The sequence below is a fragment of the Nocardia sp. NPDC004340 genome, assembly GCF_053602575.1.
Map to the genome: position 1 here is coordinate 38196 of NZ_JBSGDW010000012.1, position 23296 is coordinate 61491.

Sequence of the window (23296 nt, forward strand, 5' to 3'; positions counted from 1 at the left end):
GCGGATTGGACACAGTGTCTGGTTTGGGTGGGATGGGTGGCATGTCTGGTGGTCGCGGCCTGTAATTTGGTGGGCATGGTTCGGCCACCGACTGCTCGTTCCGCTGTGCCCGGTGTCGGGCGGCTCGGTCTGCTCGAGCCGTCGGCCGCCGCCTCTCTGCGAGAGTTGGCGTGGGACAACGTGGACAGCGTTCCCCTGCTGTGGGCGCTGTCGCGTTCCCCCGACGCCGATCTGGCGCTGCTGACGCTGATCCGGCTGCGCGAGCAGCTCGGGAGCGATTGGGCCGCCGTGGATTCCGAACTGCGCCGCGACTCCGCGCTGCGCGGGCGGCTGTTCGCGCTGATCGGCTCCTCCAGTGCCTTCGCCGACCACCTGGTGGCCGATCCGGGCGCGTGGCGGCTGCTGCGGCGGCCCACGCTGCCCAGCCGCGCGGAAGTGCTGGCGGATCTGCTGGACGCCGTGCAGGCCGTCCCGGAGAACGGGGCCGCGGCCGGGCCCATGATGTACCGGGCGGGGATCTCCGGGCCCGAGGCGATCGCCTTGCTGCGCAAGCGGTATCGCGATCAGCTCATGCTGCTGGCCGCCATCGACCTGGCCGCCACCGTCGAGAACGAACCGGTGCTGCCGTACGAGCAGGTGGGTCAGCACCTCACCGATCTGGCCGACGCCGCGCTCACCGCGGCGTTGTCGGTCGCGGTCGCGCGGGTGTGCCAGGACCGTGAGGTGCCGGTGCACCTTGCTGTCATCGCCATGGGCAAATGCGGTGCGCGGGAACTGAACTACGTCTCCGACGTGGACGTCATCTTCGTCGCCGAACCGGCCGACACCACCGCCACCCGGCTCGCCGCCGAGATGATGAGCGTCGGCAGCGCCGCGTTCTTCGAGATCGACGCCGCGCTGCGGCCCGAGGGCAAGGCGGGCGCGCTGGTCCGCACCCTGGACTCGCACGTCGCCTACTACAAGCGCTGGGCGCGCACCTGGGAATTCCAGGCGCTGCTCAAGATGCGGCCCGCCACCGGTGATCTCGACCTCGGTCGCGAATACCAGAAGGCCCTCATGCCCATGGTGTGGGCGGCCAACGAACGGCCCGACTTCGTGGCCGATGTGCAGGCCATGCGCCGCCGCGTCGAGGACCTGGTGCCCGCCGATCTGCGCGAACGCGAGCTCAAACTCGGGCACGGCAGTCTGCGCGATGTCGAATTCGCCGTCCAGCTGCTGCAATTGGTGCACGGCAAGGCCGACGAGTCGCTGCACGTGCAGAGCACCGTGGAGGCACTGGGCGCGCTGGCCGCGGGCGGCTACGTGGGCCGCGACGACGCCGCCAACCTCACCGCCTCCTACGAATTCCTGCGCCTGCTCGAACACCGGCTGCAGTTGCAGAAGCTCAAGCGCACCCACACCCTGCCCGCCCCCGAGGACGAGGAGGGCATGCGCTGGCTGGCCCGCGCCGCGCACATGCGCCCCGACGGCCGCCAGGACGCGGTCGGCGTGCTCACCAGCGAGATCAAACGCAATGCGGTGCGGGTGCGGCGGCTGCACGCCAAGCTCTTCTACCGGCCGCTGCTGGACTCGGTGGCGCGCATGGACGCCGCCGCCCTGCGGCTGAGCCCCGCGGCGGCCGTGCGGCAGCTGGCCGCGCTGGGCTACGTGTCCCCGGAGAACGCGCTCGGCCACCTCAAGGCGCTGACCGGTGAGGTCGGGCGCAAGGGCCGCATCCAGGCGCTGCTGCTGCCCACCCTGCTCGAATGGCTCGGCGAGACACCGAATCCCGACGCGGGCCTGCTCGCCTACCGGCGGGTCTCCGAGGGTCTCGACAACGAGATCTGGTTCCTGCGCGAACTGCGCGACGAAGGGGCCATCGCGCAACGGCTGATGATCGTGCTCGGCTCCTCGGCCTACCTGCCGGACCTGCTGATCAACGCGCCCGAGACCATCCGCATGTACGCCGACGGCCCCAACGGGCCGCTGCTGCTGGCCACCAAGCCCTCGGATGTGGCGCGCGGAATCCTGTCCGGGGCACGGCGTTACGACGATCCCAAGCGCGCGGTCGCCACGGCCCGCTCGCTGCGCCGGCACGAACTGGCCCGCGTCGCCTCCGCCGATGTGCTCGGCATGCTCGACGTCCAGCAGGTGTGCGAGGCGCTGTCCTCGGTGTGGATCGCCACCCTGGAAGCCGCGCTACAGGCCGTGATCCGGGCCAGTGAGGCCGAACTCGGCCGGCCCGCGCCCGCGGATTTCGCCGTCATCGGCATGGGACGGCTGGGCGGCATGGAACTGGGCTACGGTTCCGACGCCGATGTGCTGTTCGTCTGCGACCCGCGCCCCGGCGAGGACGAGACGGTCGCCGTGAAATGGGCTGTCAGTGTGGCCGAACAGGTGCAGCGCCTGCTCGGCGCGCCCAGCGTCGACCCGCCGCTGCAGGTCGACGCCGGACTGCGCCCCGAAGGCCGCAACGGCGCGTTGGTCCGCACCCTGGCCGCGTATGCCGCCTACTACCAGCAGTGGGCGCAGCCGTGGGAAGTCCAGGCGCTGCTGCGCGCGCATCAGGTGGCGGGCGACCCCGAACTCGGAGTCCGCTTCCTGCGCACCATCGATCCGGTCCGCTACCCCGAGGGCGGCATGTCGCCCGAGGGCGTCCGCGAGATCCGCCGTATCAAGGCCCGCGTCGACTCCGAACGCCTCCCGCGCGGAGCCAACCCCGCCACCCACACCAAACTGGGCCGCGGCGGCCTGGCCGACATCGAATGGACCGTCCAGCTCCTCCAACTGCTGCACGCCCACGAGGTCCCCGACCTCCACAACACCTCGACCCTGCAATCCCTCGACGCCATCGAACGCGCCGAACTCATCGACACCGCCGACGCCGAACTCCTCCGCGACGCCTGGCTCACCGCCACCAAGGCCCGCAACGCCCTGGTCCTGGTCCGCGGCAAACCAGCCGACCAACTCCCCGGCCCCGGCACCCTCCTGTCGGCGGTAGCCCGGGTCGCGGGCTGGCCCAACGATGACGGCAGCGAGTTCCTCGACCACTACATGCGCGTCACCCGCCGCGCGAAAACGGTGGTGGAAAGGGTCTTCGGCGGCGAGTAGCAACTCACACGCCCTCGACCCAGGACCATCCGGCCTCACGGGCGATGGCGAGTAGCTGCTTGCGCGCGCTGCACGAACCGGGCCGGTGGCCATCGCCTTCGGCGCACAGCCGATGTGGCCACAACAGGATCTTCACGCTGTCGGAAGTCTGCGTCGACGGCGTCAGCGGCAGTCGATGATGGCTTACGCGAGATGTGGTCCGGGACAACGTCGTCACCGCCCGGACCGATGCCGACCGCGGTGCCGACGCCCCGCTCGCCCGCTCGCCGGCGCCTCCACATACCTCGAACCGTCGAGACACAGTCGGAGAAACCGGGCCTCACCACCCGGATGCTCATCCCGGTAGAAACCCCACAAGCTCCAGCCGATCACGGCCAGGCAGAGAGCGAGAATCGACAGCAGCGCCCAAGTGTCCCAAAGCATTACGGAATCCCTTCGAATTACGTACCGCTGGTGATGGTTTGAATGCCCGAGCGGCTGCGCGCTGTCACCGCTCGGTGCATGTCCCAGTAGACACCCGAGAGGTCGCGGAAATTGGGTTCATGGTGACCTGTCCACGGATTAGGCTGAAGTGTCCACGGTGAGCGTTATCGCCCGTGGACACCGGTGATCGTGGACGTAGCCATCGTGGACATCTATCCAGATAGCGAGGCTGATCGAATGACTGGTTTGGCTGCTTCTCGTATTGCGTTCGGTTCGTATCTCCGGGGTCTCAGAACTCGAAGTGGCAAGAAGCCCTTGGCCGCTGGGCTCGAGATCGACAAGTCGCGTCAGACGGTGGTGCGCATGGAAAATGGATATCCGACGAATGCCAGCACGAACGACATCGAACGGCTGCTCGGGTTCTACGGGGCATCGGCGCTGGACCGCGAGGAGGCGCTGCGTCTCTGGGGCGAGGTCCGGTCCGAGGAGAAGATCGCTCAGCAGCAGGGTGATTCGCGAGGGTACTGGCAGCCGTACGCCGACCAGGTCGCCGCCCACCTGCCCCGCTACCTGCGTCTCGAAGCCGCCGCCCATCGGGTTGTCAGCTATCAGCACGTGCTGGTTCACGGGCTTTTGCAGACTCCCGACTATCGGCGCGCGATGGCTCGAATCGATGACCCCGATTTGTCCATTGTCGACACCGAGCGCCGCGTCGAGCTCGCCGTCCATCGGCAAAAGAGGTTGAACGATACCGACTTCCGCCTGGAGTTGCTCATGTCGGAATCAGTCCTGCGGCATCAGCCGGGTGGCCCAGCAGTGATGGCTGGACAGCTGCGGTGGCTCGCCGATGCGGGTCGGCGCGACAACATCAGCGTCAGGCTCATTCCGTTCGCGGCCGGCTCCCACAAGGGATTGGCTATCCAGCCATTCACCCTGGTTCAGTTCCCGGCACTGAGCAGCAATGTCGTGGACGCGCCGGTGGTCTACCTCGAAAGCGGTTCCGCGGGCGTCTATCACTCCAAACCGGATGTCGTCGAGGAATATCGAGAGGCGGCGGACCGGATCAGGGCGGTAGCGTTGAGCGAAAGCGACACAGCGGACATGATTGTGCGGATCGCGAAGGAGTGCGAGGCGTGAGCAGCCAGTCATCCGGGCCTAGATGGTTCAAATCGACCCGGTCGAAGGCCTCCGAAACCTGCGTGGAGGTTTGCTTCGCTGACGGCGAGGTCGGCGTTCGCGATTCGAAGAACCCCGGTGGCCCGGAGTTGTTCTTCGCCGGCTCCGAGTGGGACGCCTTCCTCGGCAGTCGCATCTGGGATCGCTGACGCGGGGACGCGCGGCTCAGCCGAGTGGAATCCATTCCACGCCAACCTGTTCGATGTGCGCTGCCTCGTCGGCGGTCAGTGGTGCGCGGCCACTGGCCTTGGCGAGGTAGGTCATGGGGTCCCAGCCCAGGGGCGTGAGGTCGTCGGGGTTGCCGGAGACCAGTAGCAGGCTGGTGACGATGTCGGCGGCTTCCGGGGTGGTCCAGGGCGCGCGGTCGAGGGCGGTGGCGAGGTCCAGGCCGTGGAGGGCGAGTTCGGCCACGCGGGTGATGAGGAAGTCGGTGAGGCCCATGCCGATGTTCCAGCGGGTCATTACTCGGCGGTCGTCGGGTTCGCGGCGGGCGGAGTCGTGGGCGAGCGGCCAGGCGGCGTCGAGTGCCGCGACGACGGCTCGGCCGGAGGGGTAGGCGGTGGCGCCGCGCTGGGCGAGGGCCACGCGTTCGATATTGGCCTGCGCGTCGAAGATTCGCGGGTTGTAGTAGTTGGCGGCGTTCAGTGGAGCCGTGGCCGGTTCGGGGACGGTCAGGCCGTCGGTGACACGCTCGATCCCGGCGACCACGTGGGCGAGCAACTCGGTGACCGTCCACGGCGCGCAGGGTGTCGGCTTGGCGAATTCGGTTTCGGAGAGCCCTGATGCCACGTGGACCAGTGCCTTCGCCTCCTGGCGGAACCCGGTAAGGATGTCATCTCTCCCCATGCGGACACCCTAGGGCGGCGACGGGAGGATCGGCGTACCCGTCGGATGAGGATCACACCTGCGCGCCTACAGCCAGGCCGACCTCGACACCATCGGGGCGGCGAACTCAACGGACTCGACAAACCCTCGGATTCCGCACACCATCAGAAGCACTCGAACAAGTGTCGCGATGACCGCCTGAAACCGCACCGCATACCGCGCTGACCGAACCGGCCGGCGCGGGACGCCGACAGGCCAGGACCCGGTGCGGTGCTGAGGGTCCGCTTCTGCCGAACGAAGGGCGTTCTTGCGCATCTGCTGACTTGGCTCGACCTCTACCGAGGTACACCTGACGACACCATCACGGCTAGCGCAATCGCGAGTCCAGTCCGAGGTTGTCCCGGACATCGGGAGGATGTGGTCACGGCATCGTTGAAGTGAATGTGGACGGGATACTCGGGGCGGGACAACAACCGGCCCGTATCGACGAGCCGGTTGTTTCGCTTGCGTGATTCTTATTTCAGGCAGAGCCGCGGGTGGAGCGTTCGCTCGTTCCTCCGATGTCAGCCGACCTGAGCTGCGAGCGGGGCGCTGATATCACCGACGGCGTGCAACGTGTTGTACGCCTGTGCCAATGCCGCGAGTCCGGCCGGGACGCCGGCTACCACGCCACCGATGATGGGGCCCACGGCCGCCCCGATCCCCAGCCCGGGGAGGCAGCCGCCGATCGCACCGACGATCGCGCCGATGACGCATCCGCCCACGAGCCCTACAACACCGCCGGCCATGGTGCCCATGGTCGCGGCCAGCATGAACTCATTGCCTGCCTGACTCAGCGCATAGTCGATATCGGCCTGTGGATCGGAGCCGTCGATCGCCGCAACTGGAGTCGCAACCGCGGCGAACGGTGAAACAAGCTGTGCCGCGGTGGCATCAGCTTGATTTGCGGTCATCTCAGTCGCCGACGGCGTCGACGGTGCGGGACTGTTCCGGGAATCGGCGCTCAGGAGGGTTGGCTCGGCTTCTCCGGCCGTCAGAGTGGTCGGTGCGGGTGCGGCCGTGGCCGCCTCTGCCGTGAGGGTCATCAAAGTCGTGGCCACCGCTGAGGCGACGATGATACGGGTGCGGCGATTCACTGGATCTCCTTGGTTGTTACTTCGTTGCTGTGCCGCTAGTCGAAATAAACTGTGCGGCAAGGAAATCGGAGACAATCCGGTTGCGTGACGGTCTGCCTCGATCTCGTTCTAGGACCGCGGGTTTACGCGGATTCAGGGGCGGGTTCCAGGACGACGAAGATCTTCGAGGAGGGTTCGAGAGTCTCCCATTGCCCGGTGAATCCGCGCGGGAACAGGAATGCCTCACCGGCCCGGAACACTCGCCGCTCGCCGGAGTCGTCGGTCACCGCGACACTGCCGGTGAGCAGTACGCAGATTTCGTCGACCGGGTAGTCGACCACGTGCAAGATGCCCGTCTGACCTTCCCAGGCGCTGCCGATCATGCGGCCGGTGGCGTCGGAGCAGCCGCGCCATTCGACTTCCTCCCAGTCCGGGGAGGCGGTCCACCCTTCGGGCCACTCGGGCACTACCCGCGTGCCGATGCCCAAACCGATGGCGCGCACATCCTTGACACCGATGGTCATGAGTTTTCCTTTTCCGCTTGCGGGGCCGCGCCGAGCCGGCGCAGTACGTTGTGTGTGATCTGTTCGGTGAAGAAGTCGCGTTCGATGAGGCCGTTGACCCATTCGCACGACCCGGCGTTGACGACAGTGCCCGCGCCGCGGGTGAAGACGCCGACCATGCCCGCGCCGTAACGTCGATCGCGCTGGTATTCGGGTACGTCGTCGCCATAGATGAACGGGAGCATCATTTCCGCCTCGAACTCCGGTGCGCCGAGCGGGACCTCCGCGTTCCACCGGTCCTCCGCGCCCACCACCGCCGGGGCCAGCGCCAGGATCTCGAGGGTCTCCGGGGCGCCGTCTTCGAAGGTCGGGTAGGGCAGCCCCTTCCGGAAGGTGTAGTCGACGCCGTCGAGCTCGAACGCCGCCGTGCAGACCGGGGCGCCACCGATCACGTCGCCGTAGTACAGGTCGGTTCCTTCGAAAAGCCAATGCTCGGGCCGATATACGGTGAATCCGCCGCTGGAGCGCGGCACCGCGTTGCCGTACCGGCTGTACACACCGCCGAAACCGGTCAAACCCATGGTCTGCGCGCCGGGCCGGCCGACGATCGGAGCGTCCCATACGGTGGTGACCCGGCTCGGATCGGTTTCGTAGAGCGGGTCGAAGGCGGGGAGCTTGTAGCAGGTCTGGGTGGCACCGGTGTCGTCGAGGCGGACCTGCCAGAGGAAGTTTCCGGCGAAACGAGCGATATTGCCCCCGCTGTCGACGAAATCGTCTACGGTGTCCCGCATTTCGGCCGTCCAGTACTCGTCGTGACCGACAATCACCAGACATTGGTAGTCACTGAGTGATTCCGGGCGGAAGTGCAGATCGTGCTGGGTCAGGTAGTCGAAGTCGTAGCCGTGGTTCTCGGCCCACACCACGAACGGCCGTTCGTAGGTCGCCCAGAACGCGTCGGCGTGATGGCGGGAGTAGCCGTTGGCGAACGCCCACTCATAGGCTTCGTGGTGCGGCTGCCAGAACGGTGGCGGGGTGTATTCGTGTCGGCTGCGCGGTGCGCCGACGGGTTTGCGCAGCATCCCCCGGGCGATGGGGCGTTGGGTGGACACCACCGGCGCGGGGACGTCGATCTCCGGGTCGTCACCGAGACCGCGGTAGTGGTTGGCGCCGCCCCAGTCGTTGTAGGCGGTCATCGTCGCGGTGGTGAGCAACAGCGCGTGCCGGGTGCGTCCGGTGACGGCCGCCCGCAGGACGAAGAAGTGTTCGCGCTCGTAGCTCCGGCCTTCGACCTCGATACGCACGATCACCAGGTACAGGCCCGAGCGCCATTGCGGGTCGACGGGGATGCGCGCGGCGACGGGCCAGCCGCAGCCGACGGTATAGCTGTCGGCCGGGGTTGGATGGGACTCGCCTGGCAGATCTTCGAGCCGGTACACGGTCTCCGGGTGCGCGCCGTCGCGCACCACTTCGAGACGGTAGCGGTCCGCGGTGGTGTGCACGTGCACCGCGACCGTGTCCCCGGCGGTATAGGAGAATTGGTCTGTGTAGCACCAGATCTCGGGTGACGATGGATCGCCACCGGGGACTTCGCACTGCCAGCCCGGTACGGTCCAGGCGTGTCGCGGAAACCGCTGTTGTTCAGTCATCGAGCCACCTCTGCTGTGAGTAGGACTTCGGTACCGCCGGACAGCTGCCGGTATCGATCAGGCGCCGCGGCGCGCAGCCACAACGCTCGTCCGGCTCCGAGGAGGAATCCCACCGCCAAGGGGGAGAGCATGATCGCGTTGCCCATCGGTCCGAGCCCGGTCAGCATCGGCATGTTCTGCATGAGCAGCACCAGTACGACGGCGAGGAACACTGCGGCCAACCCGGGTGCGATCAGCCTCTGCCACAGAGTTTCTCCGCCCGGGGCAGGCCGCAGATAGCGAATCACCGCTGCGCAGACAGCGATTTCGAGCACCATGACGCCGACCAGTGTCGGAGTGTTGGTCCACAGCACGATCTGGCTGTACGGGTCCAGCGACGTCAGGCCGAAGCCGATCAGGGTACCGGTCACCACGAGGGTATGTGCGAGCCCCGCCGAACTCGGGGTCTTGGTGCGTGCCCCGGCACGGCTGAACCACGCCGGCAGCACACCGTCCCGGCCGAGCGCGAACAGGTACCGCGCTCCAGCGTTCTGCAGTGCGAGCGCGCCCGCGAAAAAGCTGGTGATGATCAGCACCTGCATGACCGAAGTCATTGTCGCGCCGACATATTCGGTATTGAGGTCGAAAACCAGCTGGGACGGTTCACCGGCCAACAGCGCGGCCAGCCGACTCGGGCCCGCGGCCATGAGGATGACCCAGGAGATGAAGGTGTAGACCACCGCCAGCACGCCGATCGCGATATAGGTGGCACGCGGGACGGTGCGGTGTGGGTCTCGGACCTCCTCGCTGTAGATGGCGGTCTGCTCGAATCCGATGTACACCACGAAGGTGATCGCGAACAGCGCGCCGATCGATCCAGTCATCAGGTGCGCGGGGTTGAAGCTGCCCGCCGAAAGCCCTTCATGGCCACCGCGGATCAACACGGCGACGGCCAGTACGAACAGAATCGCCACCTCGGTCACCAACAAAACCGCGAGCACCTTCGCGCCGATGTCGACCTTCAGATACGACAGCAGCGCGACGATCAGCCCGAGTGCGACCGCCGTCACCTGCCACGGCACGGAGACCCCGGTGATCATCGAAATCGCCGCCGATCCGAAAACTCCTGTGGCAGCGAGGAATCCAATTTGACCGAGGGCGTAGGAAAGATAGGCGACCATGGCCGCGCCGGCCCCCACAGTTGGTCCGACACCCCGGCTGATATAGGCATAGAACGCGCCGCTGTTGCGCACGTGCTTGCTCATGGCCGTGAAGCCGACCGCGAACACCGCGTAGACAATTCCCGCGATCAGGTATCCAGCGGGCGCGACTTGGCCTGCGACCATGAATCCGAGCGCGGCGAAACCGGCCATGACCGTCAGCGGTGCGGCGGCGGACAAAACGAAGAACACAAGATGGGTGGAGCCGATGACACCTGACCCGAGTTCGGTGGAAGACTCTTGCGACGCACCAGATTCAGGGGCATTCACGGGCGCACCCTCTCCGCGCGCGGCGAGGCATGCTCGGCGGCGGCTGCTCGGTTACATGCCAGCACCGAGAGCAGTTCATAGGCTGTGTGCGCGGCGGCGATTCCGGTGATCTCGGCGTGGTCGTAGGCCGGGCTGACCTCCACGATGTCCGCGCCCACGATGTCGAGCCCGACCAGCCCGCGCAGGGTGGCCAGCAGCTCACGGCTGGACAGACCTCCTGCTTCCGGAGTGCCCGTGCCGGGGGCGAAGGCGGGGTCGAGCACGTCGATGTCCACCGACACGTACACCGGACCCGTGCCGAGTCGTCGGCGCATGCGCTCCACGACCCGCACCACGCCCTCGTACTGATAGTCGTCGGCGTGCACCACCTGAAAACCCAGGCACTCGTCGGATCGCAGATCGTCGGAGCTGTACAGCGGGCCGCGCACGCCGACGTGCAGGCAACGCCGCGGATCCAGCAGGCCCTCCTCCGCGGCGCGCCGAAACGGGGTGCCGTGGGTGAAGCGCGCACCGAAGTAGGTGTCCCAGGTGTCGAGGTGCGCGTCGAAATGCACGACGGCGACGGGACCGTGCTGGGCGGCGACCGCACGCAACAGCGGTAGCGCGATGGTGTGATCACCGCCGATGGTCAGCAGGCGGGTCCCCTTCGCCAGCCAGCCCCGCGCCTCGCTCTCGATGGTCGCCACCGCCTCGTCGATGTCGAACGGGTTGACCGCGATGTCCCCTGCGTCGGCGACCTGATGGACCGCGAACGGATGGACATCCAGCGCGGGGTTGTACGGCCGCAGCAGCTTGCTGGCCGCGCGGACATGTCCCGGGCCGAAGCGCGCTCCGGGACGGTAGCTGACCCCGGTGTCGAAGGGAACTCCAACGATCGCGACGTCGGCCTTGCCGACCTCGTCGATACCTGGCAGCCGGGCGAAAGTGGCCGGCCCGCAGTACCGGGGAACTCGGCTCGCATCGATCGAGCCGAGGGGTTGCTGGGAAGACATGGCAAGAGGCTAGTTGTGCACCGAGCCCACTACCCATCGACGCGATGTAGAAATACCGGAGGATTTGTTGGACACTGCGTCTATGCCTTTGACCGTCGCGGACCTGCTCGAACAGCCACAATTGCGACTCGAGCTGATCGCCGGACGAGAAGCGATCCACCGCGTGATCGATGCCGCTCACGTCACCGAGTTGTTGCGGCCCGGCAATTGGCTCCAGGGCGGCGAACTGCTGATGACCGCCGGACTCCAGCTGTCCATGGACGAGACACAATGTCGCGACTTCGTGCGTGACGTCGTCGGCAGCGGGGCGAGCGCGCTGGCGCTGGGACTGGGTCACGGCCTGCCCTATCGCCAAGCGCCGGCCGCCCTGATCGAAGCCGCTGAGGCGGAGGGGATTCCGTTGTTGCTGGTGCCGGACGAGACTCCGTTCATCGCCGTCACCAAGGCGGTTTTCGCGGCGCATGCCGCCGAAGACCGGCAGCAACTCGAACGCACGCTGACCGTGCAGCGAAAATTGACGGTCGCGGCCGCATCGGGCAGCGGCCTGGATGGATTGATCGGGGTGTGGTTCGACTCGACCGAACTGCCCGCGCTGATCACCGATCCGCTGGGCCGGGCGATCGCCACCGTGGGCCCCGGGACGAACCGGCTGCTGGATGCCGCGCGCGAGCTCATCGACGAGGTGGCACCCCACGGGCTGCGCGGCAGCTCGGTGACCGATGTCGACGGACGGACACTCAGCGTGCAACCGGTCGGCGCGCGGCGGGTGCGAGGGTACGCCCTGCTGGTCGAATCGGATGCCCGCGAAATCCGGCTCATGAAGTCGGCGTTGACCTCATTGGTCACGCTCGAACTCGAGCAACGGTACCTGGCGGGTGACGCCGAGCGGCGCGCCCGGGCACAGACGCTCGATCGGGTCCTCGCCCCCGGCGCGAGCGCATCCGCTGTTCGAGACATGTTCGACCAGTTCGGCATTCGCACCGGCTCGGTCGTGGGGCTGGCCATTCAGCCCTCGCCGGGGCGCATCGAAGAACTCGCAGCTGACCTGGCGTACGCACTACCCGGCGGTCTGGTTCGCACCGTGGGCGATGGCGTGGAGGCGATAGTGATCGACGGAACGGATCTGCCGCTGCTACTGCGTCGCTTCGCCGCCGGTAACCCGGTGGGTATCGGCGACACTGTCGCACCCGAAATGGCGGCGTTGTCTGTACAGCAGGCGCGTTCGCTGATTCCCGTGAGCGCTCGGCTCGGGCGCCCGGCAACCTCACGGCAAGACAGCACCAGCAGCCTGCTGCTGTCGATCGCCTCTCCCGATGTGCTCACCGCGTTCGCCGACAACACTCTTGCGTCGATCGATCTCGCCGATCAGACCGGTGAGCTGGTCAGCACACTCCGAGCCTGGCTCGACACCAACGGAACCTGGGATGTCACAGCCGAGCGGCTCGGCGTGCACCGTCACACGGTCCGCAACCGGATCTCCAAGATCGAAAAACTACTGGCGCGGTCATTGGATCCCGCAGCCACGCGGCATGAGTTGTGGCTCGCCTTGCAAGTTCGGGACACCCTCGCCGCACCGATCAGTGGTGAGCGCTCATGACGTGCTTGATACGGGTGTATTCCTCCACGCTGTAGATCGACAGGTCCTTTCCGTAGCCGGACTGCTTGAATCCGCCGTGCGGCATCTCCGCGGTCAGCACCATGTGGCAATTCACCCATACCGCACCGAAATTCAGCGCGCGCGCCATTCGCTCGACAGTGCCGTGGTCGCGGGTCCAGACACTTGACGCCAGTGCATAGGGCACATCGTTGGCGAAAGCGACGGCCTGAGCCTCGTCGGTGAACGACTGCACCGTCAGCACGGGACCGAAGGTCTCCTCCTGCACGATCGGATCACTCTGACGGACCCCCGTGATGATCGTCGGCTCGACGAAGAAACCCTTCTCGCCCAACCTCTTTCCACCAGTCACGACGGTCGCGTGGGAAGGCAGTGCGGCCAGCTTGCCCAATACGGAGTCGAAGTGGCGGCCATTGTTGAGCGGTCCGCAGAAGCTGTCCGGATGCTCGGGCGGCCCCGGCCGCAGACGCTGGGCACTCCTCACCAGTGCTTCCACCAGATCCGCGTAGATGGATTCGTGCACGAGCACGCGAGTGACAGCGGTGCAATCCTGGCCGGCATTGAAGAATGCCGTCTGCGCGATGCCGGCTGCCGTGGACTCGGGATCGGCGTCAGCGAACACTACTGCCGGAGCCTTGCCGCCCAGTTCGAGATGAGAGCGTTTGAGCCCGCGCGCAGCCGATTCCGCGACCGCGATGCCGGCCCGCACCGATCCGGTGATCGAGGCCAAACCCGGCGCCGGATGCGCCACCAGTGCCGCGCCTGTCCTCGCGTCGCCGAGAATCACGTTGAAAACCCCGTCCGGCAACAGACTTCGGGTCAGTCCCGCCAGCACCAGCGTGCTCTCCGGCGTCGTGTCGCTCGGCTTGAGTACCACGGTGTTCCCGGCGGCGAGCGCCGGACCGATCTTCCATATGGCCATGAGAAACGGGTAGTTCCACGGTGTTATCTGCGCGACCACGCCGATCGGCTCGCGACGCACGTACGAGGTGAATCCGTCGACATATTCTCCGGCGGACCTACCCTCCAGCAGACGGGCCGCGCCGGCGAAGAACCTCAGCTGGTCGGCCCCCGCCGCGATCTCCTCAGCGGCGATCACGGCCTTCGGCTGACCGGTGTTGCGGCACTGCGCCTCGACCAGTTCGGTGCTGTGCGCCTCGATGGAATCGGCCAGCTTCAGCAGAACGGTCTGGCGGTCCCCCGGCGTAGTTCTGCCCCAGGCTTGGAAAGCCCGTGCGGCGGCCATGACTGCTGAATCGACCTCGGCCTCGGTCGACACCGGCACGCGACCGGTGACGGTCTCGTCAACCGGATTCACCAGCTCGAGTGTGTCCGTCGATTCCGAGGCCACGAACTTGCCGTCGATGAAGTTCTCGAGCACACGACTCGCCATGCTTCTGTCCATCCTTGTAGGGAGTGATCAAATCGAGTCTGCCGGTGGTAGCCCACATCGCGCTACGACGTCATGTACAACCGTCAGGCGGTCGATTCGACACCACGTCAGCCCCGTCCTGGACCGTGCCGATGCGAGTGATCTGCGAGCGTGAGGGCGACGATCTGGCCCGGCTCCCCGCTCGGCGGCTTCGGCTCCAGGATGTTCGGAGGTTGTCCGTTTCGGTGGCGGAATACCCCCTCCCGCTGACCGAACCGGCCAGCGTGGTCCTGCGGAAGATCGACGGCCCCCGAGGCGACTCGGGCTGTCCCATTCTGGTGTGTCGACAAGGGTTCTCCGGGTCGCAGAAACAGACCGATACGCCGGTCGCGAAGGGTGAACGTGGCGTGTTCGGCCATCTCGTAGCCTTGGCCCCGGTCAGAGTGCGGCACACCTGGATACCAGTGCGGAGCGCTACCGAGTCAGTCGACGACCGCGGTTGCAGCACTGACCAGCTGGTGGATCTACGTCGAAAGGCCGAGACTGGTTAATGCCTGTCCGCGCCATTGCGACTACACGGGTCGCCCCACCTCGGATACGCCAGATCGGGCGACGTGCGTGAGTCTCCGCTTATCGATGCGAAGGAGGCTGGAAATGGATCATTCAGACTTGGACCCGACCTTCTATCGGAGTGCAGCGGAGGCGGCTGCCGCGCCACCGGAGCGGCTCGCCTACGTTGTTGCGTTCGACCGGGCGGCACAGCAGCCGGATGCGCTGTCGGTAGTCGATGTGGATCCGGGCTCGGCCACCTACGGCAGGGTGGTGGGCTGGACCGAGGTGCCCCACCTGGGCAACGAGCTGCACCATTTCGGCTGGAACGTCTGCAGCAGCGCGCTCAAGCACGAGGGCCACCACATCGACGGGCTGGCTCGGCGCTACCTGATCGTGCCGGGTCTGCGCTCGTCGCACCTGTACGTGTTCGACACCCAGCCCGACCCACGTCGGCCCACCCTTTCCAAGATCGTGGACAGCTCCGAGCTCGCGGCGAAGGCCGGCTACTCCCGCCCGCACACGCTGCACTGCGGGCCGGACGGTGTTTTCCTGACCTGCCTCGGTGGGGCAGACGGATCGGACGGGCCGGGCGGGATCGCGCTGCTCGATCACGGCACGTTCGATGTGTTGCGGCAGTGGGAGAACGACCGCGGGCCGCAATACCTCGCGTACGACGCCTGGTGGCATCTCAACCAGAACACCCTGATCAGCAGTGAGTGGGGCACTCCGTCCATGATCGAGGACGGGTTGCAGCCGGAGTTGCTGCTGGCCAACAAGTACGGCCACGCGATCCACTTCTGGGACCTCACCGCCGGTCGGCACCAGCAGCGGGTCGATCTCGGGGAACAGAACCAGATGGCACTCGAGCTGCGCCCTTCGCACGATCCGGATGCCACCTGGGGTTTCGTCGGCGTGGTGATCTCGACCGAGGATTTGTCGGCCTCCGTGTGGCGTTGGCACCACGACGGCGATGTGTGGGCGGTCGACAAGGCGATCACCATCCCGGCCGAGCCGGCTGATCCCGACCTGCTGCCACCGGCACTGAAACCGTTCGGTGCGGTGCCGCCGCTGGTCACCGACATCGACCTGTCGGTTGATGACGCGTACCTCTACGTCTCGTGCTGGGGCACCGGGGAGCTCAAGCAGTTCGACGTGCGCGATCCGGCCAGCCCGAAACAGACCGGGTCCGTCCGGCTGGGCGGGATCGTGGGCCGCGCCGCCCACCCGGCGGCGCCGAACCAGCCGCTTGCGGGTGGCCCCCAGATGGTCGAGATCAGCCGTAACGGTCAGCGGGTCTACCTCACCAACTCGCTCTACGGCACGTGGGACGACCAGTTCTACCCGGATGGGGTCGGCGCCTGGATGGCCGTGCTGCACACCGATCCCGACGGCGGAATGACCATCGACGAGTCGTTCTTCCCACACGACGAGGACTTCAGAGGTCTGCGGGTGCACCAGGTGCGCCTCCAGGGCGGTGACGCCTCCTCCGATTCCTACTGCTACCGCTAGCTGGACCGCCCCGCCGACGACGCAACCCGATGCGGGCACGGCTCACTCGCCGCAGAGGTTTCCAGCGCGGGCCGCATCCAAGCTGGATGGAGCGAGCAAGAGTGCGCGCTCGATTACCGTGCTCGCCGGTCGGAAGTTGTTGTGATGCGGATTCAGGTCGACTACACGGTACGAACGCTCGCCTTCCGGGTCGGGCGGCGAAAACCCGTTGGTCGGAGAATTTCGCGGCAGGCCATCCTCGGCCCGCGGATCAGAGGTCGTCCGCGGGTGCGAGGTCGATTCGGGCGGAGGGGAATTCGGCTCCGAGAGTGGGTTGGACATGGGGAAATCGGTTCGACCCCTGACCCCCGCTGGCATGGCGAAGTGTGTGAAACGATCGTACGTAAGATCGGTGATGGATTTCCTGCCGGAGCAGTCGCGGCGGGTTGTGGACGAAAGGACCCCGATGACCACCGAGACCACCGAAGACACCCGCCAGGCGGAGACCCCGCAGGCGCCGATGACACGGGCCGATCAGTTGCGCGCGGTGGTGACGCTGGTCAAATCGGGTGGATTGAAGCCGCTGGCGATCTACGTGTACGGCGAGCGGAAGAAGGCCGCCAAGAACTCCATGTACCAGTACCTCGGCAAGGGGGTCATGGCGGGAACAGCCGCGCTGCACCGCGCCCTGGTGCCTGTGGCGACCGCACCCGGCGCGGGGCCGGTGCGCGACCGGCTGATCGAGCTGCTCGACCGCCAGGCCGAGGTCATCCATGCCGCGCCGGTGCGCAAGGTGGCCCTGACCTGGCTCGCCGCCGGCACCCCGGTCGATTTGAGCGCGCAGCTGAGCAAAGCTGACATGTTCCGGCTGGCGTTGAACTACCACTACCGCCAGCCGTTCGAAGAGTTGTTCGCGACCGAGGACGGCCGTGCGGCGATCGGTACGGACAACGTGGCCGCGGTGGTCGCGCAACTGGTCGGCCCGATCGCCTACGGTCGGCTGGTCGGAGCCGCCCGCACCACCCACAACGACCACGTTCGCATCGTCGACGAGTTCCTGGCCGCGCACCGGCAGCCGGAGACCGAGGCCGAGCCGGCCGACGACGCCGCGGAGTCCTGACACACGGCCGGTGTCTCCGATATCTCGGCCCCTTCGACTTGTCACAAATCGACAGGCCAAAGGGGCCGCGTGCGGCAGCCGATATATCTGCCGGTGCATTTCAGGCGGTATCGCGACCGGTTCGACAAAGTGGAACTCTGTCAATCGGTCGCGGGTGCGTCGGTGGCGGCCTCAGCTGGGCCGAGGGCTCGCGGGGGTGCGGTGAGGGCCTGCGTCGCGCCGAGAGTCGCGCCGATTCCCGCGCCGATGGCGGCGAGCGGTGCCGCCATGAGGGCCGCGCCGTACGCGGCGCCGATGGGCGCCGCGGCGAGACCGATCGGTGCGAACGGCAAGCCGATCGCCAGACCGAGTGCACCGCCGAAACCTGCGCCGATCAGTGCGAACGGGCTCGCCATCACTGCGCCTGCGGCAGCACCGAGCGCCGCGGAGCCGACGGTCTGACTCGCAACACGATCGGAGCGAGTGCGTTCCATACCGACCGAGTCGAGGAACGTTGCGAGATCGGCCTCGGTGACCGCCGCGGCGTCGTTGAGTTGGATGGCGGGCTCCCGTGGCAGCCAATCCGGCGCCTCGACCTGCACGTTGCCGAAACGCAACATGCCCGGCGGCGGCGCGATCGGCGGCACCGGCGCGACCGGGACCGGGGCGTGCAGGAACTCGACCGGCGACAGATACTCGCTTTTCGGTACCGGCCGTGCCCACTGCAGCGAACTGCGCGTGTCGTCCGGGATTCGCGTTCCCAGGTACGGGCGCACATTCGGCACTTGCGCGGCGGGCCAGGTCGGGGGCTGCTTCGTCTGCTCTGCCTGCACGGCGGGGGTCGCCTCGCCTGAATCCGGGTCGTCGGCCACGAAGGCAACGTGGCTGCCGTGCTCGGTCGGGCTCCCCGGAACGTAGCGGCCGGGCTCGGCGTTCGCGGTACCGCTGCTACCCACCAGAGTGAGAACAACGGGAACCGCTCCCGCCACTACCATCGACCCCACCTTCTGTTGACGCGGACTGATCTTTCTGTGCTTGCCTGTGTCCATGTATCACCCTTCACAATCCAGAGATCTTGTCGATTCGCATTCGGATCACAGGGGCGTCTCGGATGGTCGAGCGTGCCGTGAAAGGTTCGAACCAGCCCGTCACCAGGGCTTTCCGGGCTGTTCAGCACCCTGGATCGTGGGTGAACATGTCCACCATCAACCCCCGGGATCCAGTTCCGAACCCATGCGGTACGAATGCACGCCTTCCGGGTCGGGCGGCGAAAACCCGTTGGGCGGAGAAAACCCGTTGGGCGGAGAATTTCGCGGCAGGCCATTCTCGGCCCGCGGGTCAGAGGTGGTCGTCCGGCGTGCGTGCGGGGTCGATTCGGGTGGAGGGGAATTCGGCTCCGAGCGTGGGTGGGACGTGCGGGAGTGGGCTGCCGAGTAGCTCGTCCTCGCGATTGCGGATCAACCAGGGCGGGCAGGTGTGGGCCGATTCGGGAGCGGTCGTTCGGGTGCCCGGAGCGAACATACCCGGCGGTATGGCGGTGCCGGGAGATTCGGGGCGAAGCTGTGGTGTGAGGGGGCGGGGCTGGGTGGTCGGCTCGGGCACGGTCGGGCCCCGGACGCTGTGGGCGAGGTCGGGAAAGGGGTTGGGGGAGTATCGGTTCGATGGCGAGCCGATGCGGGAGCTGGGCCGGCTTGCACGGGTGGGATCGTCGGCGGGCGTCGTCGAGGTCGGGAGGGTCGCCGTGGGGTGGGTTTCGGTGGTGGTCGGTGGCGTGGTCGAGCGGTGATCGGGATCGGTGTCCGGTCGCCACCGATCCGCGCCGGGGTCGGTCGCGCTGCGATGGAGCGCGTCCGGCTCGTCGGTGGCGGCTTGATCCTGGGGGATGTGCTGTGCGAATGGGGAATTGGTGGCCGAGGCGGTCTCCTCACCTGCGTGTGGCCGGTGGGTATCGAGGTCGGCCGGATTGCGCCACGCGTCCAGGCTCGGAGTGAACCCTGGCGTGGTAATGGCTCGCGCATCGGAGGCGGGACTCGGATCCGTTGCGCCACTGCTGTTCCCGGAGGCATCGGCGGCGCCCGGTGTGGTGATCGTGAAGAACGCCGGGATTCCTGAGCCTGCGGGCGGATAGATCGGGGTGTAGTTGGCGTCCAGGGCCGCGAGGGCGAGCTGATATTGCTCGTCTCGGTCGGATTGGGAGCCTTGGGTCACCGGTGGGGGCACGGTTTTGCGGAGGGCTTCGGCGCCGAAGGCGGCGGCGATCATGCGGTGGCCGGTGCCGTGGGCGATCTCGGCGGTGTCGGTGGCGTCCTGGACGAAGCGGCGGGCGGCGGCCGCGGCGGCGTCGGCGAGGTGGCCGGTCATGCTGTCGGCGAGGGCGGTGTGGACGGCAGCGTGCAGGGTGGTGACGGCGCCGAAGATGCTGTCGGCGATGGTGACCCAGGTGTCGGCGGCAGTATGCATGTCGGCGGGGTTCATGGCTTGGGCGGCGTCGTGGATCTGCTGGTGGGAGAGCCGGGTGAAGTCTTCGACCTGGTCGATGTAGTCGGGGTCGGTGGTTCGGTCGGTGAGGCGGGCCTGGTCGTGTTCGGCGCCCGATTGGCTCAGGCGGGCGCTGCGCCGCAAGGCTTCCGGTTCCATCGGCGTCCCTCCCGTCGTCCAGCTTCCGAGTACTTGGACGCGGGAGGGTCGATGCCGGTTCCCTCTGTGGCCGGTCAGCCTTTGCGGGCTTGCAGGGTGTAGCTGAGGGGCAGGCGTTCGGGGTGTTCGATCAGTCGCCATTCCCACTGCTCGTCGTGGGCCATGCGGCCGGGCAACGGGTTCGAGGGGACGCTGTCGTGTTCGACGAGCTGGGTGAGGGTGAGGTCGGCCTGCAGCAGGGCTTCGACGATCTCGCCGAGGCCGTGGTTCCACTCGTGCGTGATGGTGTTGGCCACCGTGGAATCGGTTTCGACGTAGGTGGTCTCGTCGTTGAACACCATGGGCTCCGCGGTCTCGAAATAGGGGTAGCCGATCGTCAGAGCGTCGGTGCGGGTCTCGTCGATCGACCACAGCACCGGGTGGTACTCCCGCAGGAACAGGCGGCCCCCGGGCCGCAGCAGCGTGGCCACGGTCGTGGCCCAGCGGCGGATGTCGGGCAGCCAGCACAGCGCGCCGACCCCGGTGTAGACCAGCCCGAACCGCCTCCCGCCGAGCGCGGACACCGCCTCGTAGATATCGGATTCGACGTACTCGATCGGCGTGGCGGCGGCGTCGGCCAGCTTGCGGGCTTCGGCCAGCGAGGCGGGGGAGAAGTCGAGTCCGGTCACGGTCGCGCCGAGCCGGGCCAGCGACAGCGTGTCGGTGCCGATGTGGCATTGCAGGTGCACGGCGTCGACCCCGCGAATGTCGCCGAGCCGTGGCAGGTCGAAGCGCACCACATGGCTGAGGAAGGACGGGTCGGTCCGGAAGTCGTCGAAGTGGTAGTCGAGGGAATCGGCGTGTAGTGGGGCGCGATCGTTCCAATTGGCCCGGTTCAGGCCGCGATAGTCGCTCATGATCCTCGACTGTGTCACGAACTGTCGTTGCGGGACCGGGGACTTCGCGCGATATCTCGGTGGATACTTGTCCCGAGCGGTGTGGGAGGCGAGATGGGGACGTCGCGGATTCGGCGGGGACTGGTCGTACTGCTGGCGGTCGCGGGGGTGGCCCCGGTCGGCTGCTCATCGGTGAAAAGCCCCGCCTCGCAGCAGGTTTCGGCACCGGTGACGGACAACCCGTGGGTGGTGGCGGGCCAGACCTCGGCCGCCGGGCCCAGCGGACCCCGGTCCGGGGTGCCGGACGCGAACCTCACGGCCGAGAACGGTGACGGCGGCGCGGTCGACAAGCTGGCCCTCAATGCCATCGCGGATATCGCCGACTACTGGAACGGCCAGTACGCCAAAACCTTTCCGGGCGCGTTCAAACCGGTGACCCGGTTCATTTCCTGGGACTCCACCGCCCCGCGCGCCCAGGCCGTCGAATTCTGCCGCAGCAGTACGTTTCAGCAAGTCAATGCCGCCTATTGCGGTGTCGACAAGACCATCGGCTTCGACCGTGGCACCCTGCTGCCCGGCTTGGTGAAGAAGTTCGGCCCGATGGCGGTGGTCATGGTCCTCGCCCACGAGTACGGCCATTCGATCCAGGCGCAGGCCAAGCTGAACGGTTTCTTCACCCCGACCGTGGTCCGCGAACAGCAGGCCGACTGCTTCGCCGGCGTCTTCCTGCGTGCGGTGGCGGAAGGCAATGCGCGCCACTTCACCCTCAACACCACCGAGGGCCTCAATGGCGTACTGGCCGCGGTGATCTCCTTCCGCGACCGCGAACCGGGCGCGTCGCAGGACGAGCACGGCACCGCGTTCGAGCGGGTCACCGCCGTCCAGATCGGCTACACCGACGGCGCGACCGCCTGCAAGGGCATCACCCGCGCCGAACTGAAGCAGCGCCGCGGCACCCTGCCGACGAGCTTCCAGCCGGGCGACAAGGAACGCCAGCTGCCGGTGGATCAGCCCGATCTGGCGTTGGTGGCGCAGTCGCTGATCCGCACTTATCCGATCCAGCCCGCGCCCGCCTTCGACTACAGCGGAGTCACCCGGGCCTGCCCGAAAGTGACCGTAACCCAGCCGGTTTCGTACTGCCCGACCACCAATGTGATCGGCACCGACATTCCAAGCCTGGCAAAGCGCGCGGCCACTGGCGACACAGGCGACCTCTTCTCCGCGACCGTTGGCGGTGACTACAACGCCTTCGTGGTGTTCGTCTCGCGCTACATGATCGCCGTGCAGCAGGCCCGCCGGCTCGCCATCTCCGGAGCCGACACCGCCGGGCTGCGCGCCGCCTGCTTCTCCGGGGCCTACAGCACCAAGCTGAGTCGCCCCGGCAGCGATCTGCAGTTGTCCGCAACCGATCTCGACGCCGCCGTCTCCGGACTGCTGATGGACGGCCTGGCCGCCGCCGACGTCAACGGCGCGGTGGTACCCAGCGGTTTCGTCCGGTTGGAAGCGTTCCGGACCGGCGTCCTCGACGGCGAGGACGCCTGCCTGAAGACCTACAGGTGAGCCCGGTCAGGCGTTGGGCAGGTGCGCCTCGAGCCAGTTGACCACGTCGGTGAGTACCTTGTCCTGCTCGGGCTCGTTGTAGATCTCGTGGTAGAGCCCGTCGTAGCGGATGATCGTCTTGTCCTTGGCCGCGGCGTCGCGTTCCACCTTGTCGGTGCCGGTGGGTGAGGCGAGGCCGTCGGCGCTGCCGTGCTGGACCAGCAGCGGCGCGGTCAGCCGATCCAGGTGCGCCTTGACGTACTCCCCGGCGCGCAGCATCTCTCCGGCGGTGCGGGCGGGCACGCCGCCGTGATGCACCAGCGGGTCGTCGTCGTAGGCGCGCACCACCTCGGGGTCGCGGCTGACCAGCTTCGAATCCAGTTTCACCACAGGCACGTTCGGCAGGTACTTGGCCACCAGCGGCGCGGCCAGGCGCTGCACGGCATTGCCGGCCTCGATGTCGATCGCGGGGGCGGACAGCACCAGGCCGTCCACCTCGGGCTGGTCGCGGGTGGCGAAGTAGGCGGTGGTGAGCCCGCCCATGCTGTGGCCGATGACGAATTTCGGCAGTCCCGGGTGACGCCCGGTGGCGGTGGCGAGCATGGTGCGCACATTGTCGGCGGCGGTGTCGAGCGAGCCGATATTGGCGCGGGCGCCCTCGGACTTGCCGTGGCCGGTGTGGTCGAGCGCGTAGACGGCGAACCCGGATTCGGTGAGCCGCCGCGCGACATGGGCGTACCGGCCGGAATGCTCGGCGTAGCCGTGCACGATCACGGCCACCGCGCGCGGTTCGGTGTCGGGCAGCCACGCCTGCCAGAACACCCGCCCGCCCGCGCCTTGGAATTCACCGGTCTCCGTGCGGGTCATCGCCGCTCCCTTC

The 23296-nt window shown here is 67.3% G+C and carries 19 protein-coding genes; 7 read left to right on the forward strand and 12 right to left on the reverse strand.

Annotation, left to right across the window (positions count from 1 at the left end):
• Positions 1–75 precede the first annotated feature (75 nt).
• Positions 76–3090 carry a bifunctional [glutamine synthetase] adenylyltransferase/[glutamine synthetase]-adenylyl-L-tyrosine phosphorylase gene (locus ACWEOI_RS31385; protein WP_433666995.1) on the forward strand — a complete coding sequence of 1005 codons (3015 nt, stop codon included), beginning with the start codon at positions 76–78 and terminating at the stop codon, positions 3088–3090.
• A 4-nt stretch (positions 3091–3094) separates the two neighbouring features.
• On the opposite strand, the gene ACWEOI_RS31390 is transcribed toward ACWEOI_RS31385, so the two are convergent.
• Positions 3095–3226, reverse strand: a complete 132-nt coding sequence (locus tag ACWEOI_RS31390; protein WP_452361924.1) for a hypothetical protein — start codon at positions 3224–3226, stop codon at positions 3095–3097.
• A gap of 476 nt (positions 3227–3702) precedes the next feature.
• On the opposite strand from ACWEOI_RS31390, the gene ACWEOI_RS31395 reads away from it, so the two are divergent.
• Positions 3703–4650: a helix-turn-helix domain-containing protein gene (locus tag ACWEOI_RS31395; RefSeq protein WP_452361925.1), complete on the forward strand. Its 948-nt coding sequence runs from the start codon at positions 3703–3705 to the stop codon at positions 4648–4650.
• Entirely contained in the window at positions 4647–4838 is a 192-nt protein-coding gene (locus tag ACWEOI_RS31400) for a DUF397 domain-containing protein (protein ID WP_452361926.1), read from the forward strand. Before ACWEOI_RS31395 ends, ACWEOI_RS31400 begins: the two co-directional genes overlap by 4 nt.
• 16 nt (positions 4839–4854) lie before the next feature.
• Here ACWEOI_RS31400 and ACWEOI_RS31405 read toward each other — a convergent pair whose 3' ends face one another.
• The 6 genes from ACWEOI_RS31405 to speB all read right to left on the reverse strand — a co-directional run bounded on the left by ACWEOI_RS31405 (position 4855) and on the right by speB (position 11239).
• A complete protein-coding gene (locus ACWEOI_RS31405; protein WP_452361927.1) occupies positions 4855–5535 on the reverse strand; it encodes a maleylpyruvate isomerase N-terminal domain-containing protein in 681 nt (226 codons plus the stop codon).
• A gap of 542 nt (positions 5536–6077) precedes the next feature.
• The gene (locus ACWEOI_RS31410; protein ID WP_452361928.1) at positions 6078–6650 is read right to left on the reverse strand and encodes a hypothetical protein; all 573 of its coding nucleotides are present in this window, start codon (positions 6648–6650) and stop codon (positions 6078–6080) included.
• Positions 6651–6772: 122 nt separating this feature from the next.
• Positions 6773–7153, reverse strand: coding sequence for a cupin domain-containing protein (locus ACWEOI_RS31415; RefSeq protein WP_452361929.1), 381 nt, complete (start codon positions 7151–7153; stop codon positions 6773–6775).
• Entirely contained in the window at positions 7150–8778 is a 1629-nt protein-coding gene (locus ACWEOI_RS31420; RefSeq protein ID WP_452361930.1) for a N,N-dimethylformamidase beta subunit family domain-containing protein, read from the reverse strand. Before ACWEOI_RS31420 ends, ACWEOI_RS31415 begins: the two co-directional genes overlap by 4 nt.
• Positions 8775–10247: an APC family permease gene (locus tag ACWEOI_RS31425; RefSeq protein WP_452361931.1), complete on the reverse strand. Its 1473-nt coding sequence runs from the start codon at positions 10245–10247 to the stop codon at positions 8775–8777. Before ACWEOI_RS31425 ends, ACWEOI_RS31420 begins: the two co-directional genes overlap by 4 nt.
• Positions 10244–11239, reverse strand: coding sequence for an agmatinase (speB, locus tag ACWEOI_RS31430; RefSeq protein ID WP_452361932.1), 996 nt, complete (start codon positions 11237–11239; stop codon positions 10244–10246). The genes ACWEOI_RS31425 and speB overlap by 4 nt, the downstream gene beginning before the upstream one ends.
• Positions 11240–11321: 82 nt before the next feature.
• Here speB and ACWEOI_RS31435 point away from each other — a divergent pair, with 82 nt between their 5' ends.
• Positions 11322–12836, forward strand: a complete 1515-nt coding sequence (locus ACWEOI_RS31435) for a PucR family transcriptional regulator (protein WP_452361933.1) — start codon at positions 11322–11324, stop codon at positions 12834–12836.
• Here the strand turns inward: ACWEOI_RS31435 and ACWEOI_RS31440 are convergent.
• The gene (locus tag ACWEOI_RS31440) at positions 12817–14247 is read right to left on the reverse strand and encodes a gamma-aminobutyraldehyde dehydrogenase (RefSeq protein WP_452361934.1); all 1431 of its coding nucleotides are present in this window, start codon (positions 14245–14247) and stop codon (positions 12817–12819) included. The two genes, ACWEOI_RS31435 and ACWEOI_RS31440, sit on opposite strands and share 20 nt — an antisense overlap.
• Before the next feature lie 633 nt (positions 14248–14880).
• On the opposite strand from ACWEOI_RS31440, the gene ACWEOI_RS31445 reads away from it, so the two are divergent.
• Entirely contained in the window at positions 14881–16287 is a 1407-nt protein-coding gene (locus ACWEOI_RS31445; RefSeq protein WP_452361935.1) for a selenium-binding protein SBP56-related protein, read from the forward strand.
• A gap of 445 nt (positions 16288–16732) precedes the next feature.
• Positions 16733–17386, forward strand: a complete 654-nt coding sequence (locus tag ACWEOI_RS31450; protein ID WP_433666990.1) for a hypothetical protein — start codon at positions 16733–16735, stop codon at positions 17384–17386.
• A gap of 140 nt (positions 17387–17526) precedes the next feature.
• Here the strand turns inward: ACWEOI_RS31450 and ACWEOI_RS31455 are convergent, their stop codons facing one another.
• From ACWEOI_RS31455 to ACWEOI_RS31465, 3 genes are all read right to left on the reverse strand, one after another.
• A complete protein-coding gene (locus tag ACWEOI_RS31455) occupies positions 17527–18360 on the reverse strand; it encodes a hypothetical protein (RefSeq protein WP_452361936.1) in 834 nt (277 codons plus the stop codon).
• A 343-nt stretch (positions 18361–18703) separates the two neighbouring features.
• The gene (locus ACWEOI_RS31460) at positions 18704–20002 is read right to left on the reverse strand and encodes a hypothetical protein (protein ID WP_452361937.1); all 1299 of its coding nucleotides are present in this window, start codon (positions 20000–20002) and stop codon (positions 18704–18706) included.
• Positions 20003–20076: 74 nt separating this feature from the next.
• Complete coding sequence (locus tag ACWEOI_RS31465; protein WP_433673432.1) at positions 20077–20901, reverse strand: methyltransferase domain-containing protein; 825 nt, start codon at positions 20899–20901, stop codon at positions 20077–20079.
• A gap of 90 nt (positions 20902–20991) precedes the next feature.
• Here ACWEOI_RS31465 and ACWEOI_RS31470 point away from each other — a divergent pair, with 90 nt between their 5' ends.
• Positions 20992–22437, forward strand: coding sequence for a metallopeptidase (locus tag ACWEOI_RS31470; protein WP_452361938.1), 1446 nt, complete (start codon positions 20992–20994; stop codon positions 22435–22437).
• Positions 22438–22443: 6 nt separating this feature from the next.
• On the opposite strand, the gene ACWEOI_RS31475 is transcribed toward ACWEOI_RS31470, so the two are convergent.
• Positions 22444–23283: an alpha/beta hydrolase gene (locus ACWEOI_RS31475; RefSeq protein WP_452361939.1), complete on the reverse strand. Its 840-nt coding sequence runs from the start codon at positions 23281–23283 to the stop codon at positions 22444–22446.
• Positions 23284–23296 lie beyond the last annotated feature (13 nt).